The organism is Fretibacterium fastidiosum (genome assembly GCF_000210715.1).
Lineage (GTDB): Bacteria > Synergistota > Synergistia > Synergistales > Aminobacteriaceae > Fretibacterium > Fretibacterium fastidiosum.
On the sequence record NC_021038.1, the window covers coordinates 260,111 to 264,554 of the forward strand.

Genomic DNA, 4,444 nt, shown 5'->3' on the forward strand with positions numbered 1-4,444 from the left:
CAATCCATATTAAACGCGAATTGGTATCATTTGAGCCCCAACATCAACGCAACGGCTCCTGGATGAGCAAAACGTCGAGAGTGAATTATATGGCCGTTATGATGATCGTTGAATGGTTAGAATGGCGGTCCCAGCGGGGTTCGAACCCGCGTCGCAGCCTTGAAAGGGCTGTGTCCTGGGCCTCTGGACGATGGGACCGCGCGATGGTGAGCCGTGTGGGACTTGAACCCACGACACCCGGATTAAAAGTCCGGTGCTCTACCGACTGAGCTAACGGCTCAAGGCGTCTGAAACAGACACCATGGCATTATATCATAACAATTTGGAAAGAGGGGAAAAAAGTGCCCGCGGAGGCGCCGACACCTCCGCGGGATGAAGGGGTCCGTCCGCGCCCTGTCGCGCGGCCCCATGGAAAGTGCCGCCGTCGCGGTGACTCCGTTATGGACGGACGCCCGGCGTCTCATCAGTACCCGCTAGTACCCGCTGTGCTTTGACATCAGCGCGTCGTACTTGCCGCCGCTCTCGTCCACGTAGAGCACGTCCGCGGACTCGGCCGCGGGGCAGAACTGCATCAGCGTGGCGGTCCGGGCTGCTGCGTTCTCCTCCTTCAGCTTGGCGTCCTGGTCCGCCTTGCCGGCGAGGCCGTACTTCGCCATGATGGGGCGAAGGTTCTTCAGCATCACGATCCCCATCTGGAAGTTCTCCAGGTCCTTCTCCCCAGCCTCCTGAACGCAGCGCGCAAACTCCTCGTTGGTCATTTCATCCACCTCGATGATCAAGTCGTCCCCGTTTTTAACGGGCCTATCGCTGACCCCCGCCGATCAGTGGGATCAGAAAGTCCTTCGCAACCTCGTCGGCCCTCTCCTTGCCGCAGAGGAGTTCGAGCAGCTTCAGCGCGAAGAAGGGCGTGATGGCCGGCCCCTTCGCCGTGGTGACGTGTCCGTCCGTCACGACGTTCTCGGTGCCGAGGATCGCGCTGGGGATCTGGGGCTCCATCCCCGGATAGCAGACGGCCCGGCGGTCCTTCAGCACCCCGGCGCGCTCCAGCGCCAGCGGTGCCGCACAGATGGCGGCCAGGCGCTTCTTCGCCGCGTCGTACTTCTGCACCAGCGTTCGGAGGCCCTCATGCCTGGCGTACTCCACCGTGCCGCCCGGAACGACCAGCATGTCGAAGTCCTTGTCCTTCGCGTCGTCGAAGAGCGCGTCCGCCCGCACGGAAACCCCGCGGCTGCTCACCGCGTCGCCCCGTCCCGTCAGGGAGACGGTCGTGACCTCCACATCGCCCCGCCGCAGGATGTCCACGGTGGTCAGGGCCTCGGTCTCCTCAAAGCCATCGATCAAAAATACCGCTGCGCTTGCCATAGACAACACCTCCTGGGGGCCATTGTCCCCCATCTGGGGCGTTTAGGCAAGCGAAAAAGGGCCTGCCTCATGGGCAGGCCCCGGTCACTCCCGAACGGCGCGCCTCACCGGACGGCGATGGGCTCGGTCATCTCCGCGAGATCGCTGCTGATGGTCTTTCCCTCCGGGCGGTAGCCCCCGTCGTTCACCAGGACTAGCGCGGGCCTGTAGGAGCCGGGTTTCGGGTAGAAGTAGACGGGGACGTCCTTATGCTCCGACGCGGGGTTGTCGTAGAGCATGCGGCGCGTCCTGCCCACCTCGATGGCGGGGCCGTCCTTCCCCTCGGGGTACAGGATCGCGCGGTTCGGCGCGTACCCGTCCGCGCGGGCGTAGAAGCGGTAGCCCGTCTGGTCGCCGGACGTGAAGGGCAGGGCGTAGAACCGCCGGACGACGAGCCGATTGGGCTCCGCTGGGAACGCCGTCCCCCAGGTGTAGATGGCTGACGGCTTCGCCAGGTCCGCGCGGAAGTCCTCGTCCCCCGAGATCAGGGAGTTGACCCTCGTGTTGAAGGAGGAGCCGTTGGAGTGGATGTACTTCCCGTTTCCAACGTAGAACCCGACGTGTCCGCCCCAGAAGACCAGGTCCCCCGGCTTTGCGGCGGCCAGCGTCTCCGCCGTGTGGGCGTCCTCCGGCGTCCCCTCCACGTGCATCAGGGCGATGGGGTAGCCCGCCTCGGGGCGGGAGTTGCGGTAGATGTCGAGGCCGTTCAGCATGTAGACCATGCTGGTGAAGCCGGAGCAGTCCAGGCCGCAGGGGGTCTTCCCGCCCCAGCGATAGCCGACGCCGAGGTAGAGCTCCGCGTCGGCCGTCAGCGCCGCGCGCACGGCCTCTTCCTGCCCCCACGCGCGAAGTTCCCGCACCAGGTTCTTGTTGACCCAGCCGGTTTGCCCGCCGAAAAGTTCGGCGCGAAGCCAGCGGGCGTCCTCGGAGTCCGGTTCCCCCACCTTGAGGTACGCTCCGCGGGGCAGGGTGATGAGCGGTGGATAGGATTCCGTCCGCGCCTCGGGCAGCACGTCCGCAAAGGGGGCGATCACCTGGTGGGTGACGGAGGCCCGCCAGGCCTCGGCCTCGTCCCTGGAGACGAGCGCAACGTGCTGGCCCTCGATGGACGTCTTGTAGCCGTACTGCATCCGCACGCCGTACAGCCCCTGGTCGTCCCTGTCCGCCAGGACCTCGCCGATCATCCCGTAGAGGACTTCGTCGTCCCGCTCCCCGTCGTAGAGGGTGGGGGCCATCGGCGCGGTGACGACCGCCCACAGGTCTCCCGATCCGTCGGTGCCCCGGGCGGGGAGTGCCGCGAGGGCCGCGGCGCAGAGGACCGATGCGATGCAAAGCGCTTTTCCAACCAAAGAACGCATGAAACAACCTCCTCGGATTTTATGTGTGTGCCTGAATTTTGCGCGGCTTGACGCGCTTGGCGTCTATCTTGTCCCGGTCTTGCGGATGGACTGCACGGCGTAGACGACGATCTTCATGGTCGTTCCCGCGTCGTTGAGCTTCAACACGAGCTCCATGCCGTCGCGGGACAGGACCTGCGCGATGACGCCGCCTATCGTGACGATCTCGTCGCCCTCCTTGACCGCGGCGTGCATGGCCTGCACCCGCTTGTGCTTTTTTCGGGCCGGCAGCACGGTGAAGAAGTAGATCAGGACGAATATCCCCAGCACGTAAAGGATGCCGAGGGACAACAGATCATTCATGGTCGAACCCCTCCATAGACAAAACCGCTCCGAATTTTCCCCCTGTGGGGGCAGTCGGGGAGGGCCGGCTCAACGGCCCAGGAACTCCTCCACGATGCTGACGAACACGACGCTGCCCCGGTACAGGACGTCCTCGTCGACGTCGAACTTCGGGTTGTGGTGCGGCGCGTCCGCGTGCTTCTCGGGGTTCACGGAGCACAGGGCCATGAAGGCTCCGGGCGCCTTCTCCAGATAGTAGGCGAAGTCCTCGCCGCCCATGACGGGATTGAAGGCCGTGACGACGTTCTCCCTGCCCAACGCCTTCGCCGCCGCCTCGGCCGCGAGCTTCGCCATGGCGTCGTCGTTGACGACGGGGGGAGCGCCCCAGTCCATCTCGAAGTCGCAGCCGCCGCGGAAGGTGGCCGCGACCCCCTTACCGATCTCCCCGATGCGTTTGGCCAGGTGCTGCCGCACGGGGTCCTCGAAGGCGCGGATCGTGCCCTCGATCACGACCTCGTTGGGGATGACGTTGTAAGCGAAGCCGCCCGCGATCTTCCCTATGGTCAGGACGGCGGCCTTGGGTGCAGCGATCTCCCTCGCGATGACCTCCTGAAGCGACAGGACGATGTTTGAGGCGATGGTGATGGGGTCGACGCCCTTCTCCGGCGTCGAGCCGTGGCAGCCAGTGCCCTTCACCGTCAAGACGAAGCGGTCGAACGACGCCATGATGCACCCCGGCGCGATGGCGAAGGACCCCAGCGGCATCCCTTCGAAGATGGAGCCGATGTGCATTCCGAAGACGGCATCCACCCCGTCCATGACGCCCTCCTTGACCGCGACCTTAGCGCCCTTGCAGACCTCCTCGCCCGTCTGAAAGACGAACTTGACGTTGCCGGCCAGCTCCGCCCTGTGTTCGTTCAGGACGCGCAGGGCCCCAAGGAGCATGGCCGCGTGTGTGTCGTGTCCGCAGGCGTGCATGCGTCCCTCATGCTTCGAGGCGAAGGGCAGGCCCGTGTCCTCCTGGATGGGCAGGGCGTCGATGTCCGCGCGGAGCAGGATCGTCTTTCCCGGCTTTCCGCCCTGGATCGTGCCGATGAGGCCCGAATCGCCCACGTTTTTCTTGTAGGGGATGCCCAGCTTGTCCAGCTCGGCGCAGATCGCGGCCTGAGTCTTGGGGAGGTCCGTCCCCAGCTCCGGGATCTGGTGCAGGGTGCGGCGGATCCCCACGATGTAGTCCTGAAGCCCCTTACACTCTTCCCACAAGTTCATGGAATCCACTCCTTTTCATCATCATTATAATATCATTATAATGGCAAATTATAGGGAAGCGCTGATTAGTACCAATTCGCGTTTAATACGGATTG

General features: G+C 64.4%; 5 protein-coding genes and 2 tRNA genes. All 7 read right to left on the reverse strand.

Annotated elements, in window-relative coordinates:
- Positions 1-122: 122 nt before the first annotated feature.
- The 7 genes from SY1_RS01175 to SY1_RS01205 all read right to left on the reverse strand — a co-directional run bounded on the left by SY1_RS01175 (position 123) and on the right by SY1_RS01205 (position 4,349).
- Positions 123-198 (reverse strand) — tRNA-Glu (locus tag SY1_RS01175).
- 6 nt (positions 199-204) lie between these two features.
- Positions 205-280: transfer RNA gene (locus SY1_RS01180), tRNA-Lys, on the reverse strand.
- 193 nt (positions 281-473) lie between these two features.
- A complete protein-coding gene (locus SY1_RS01185) occupies positions 474-758 on the reverse strand; it encodes a hypothetical protein (RefSeq protein WP_208872526.1) in 285 nt (94 codons plus the stop codon).
- A gap of 43 nt (positions 759-801) precedes the next feature.
- On the reverse strand, positions 802-1,362 hold the full coding sequence (locus SY1_RS01190; protein ID WP_015555912.1) for a DJ-1 family glyoxalase III: 561 nt from the start codon (positions 1,360-1,362) through the stop codon (positions 802-804).
- A gap of 104 nt (positions 1,363-1,466) precedes the next feature.
- Positions 1,467-2,759, reverse strand: a complete 1,293-nt coding sequence (locus SY1_RS01195) for a C40 family peptidase (protein ID WP_208872527.1) — start codon at positions 2,757-2,759, stop codon at positions 1,467-1,469.
- A gap of 63 nt (positions 2,760-2,822) precedes the next feature.
- Positions 2,823-3,101 (reverse strand): preprotein translocase subunit YajC, encoded by a 279-nt coding sequence (yajC, locus tag SY1_RS01200; protein WP_015555913.1) that lies wholly within the window; start codon positions 3,099-3,101, stop codon positions 2,823-2,825.
- Positions 3,102-3,170: 69 nt separating this feature from the next.
- Positions 3,171-4,349, reverse strand: a complete 1,179-nt coding sequence (locus SY1_RS01205) for a M20 metallopeptidase family protein (RefSeq protein ID WP_015555914.1) — start codon at positions 4,347-4,349, stop codon at positions 3,171-3,173.
- Positions 4,350-4,444 lie beyond the last annotated feature (95 nt).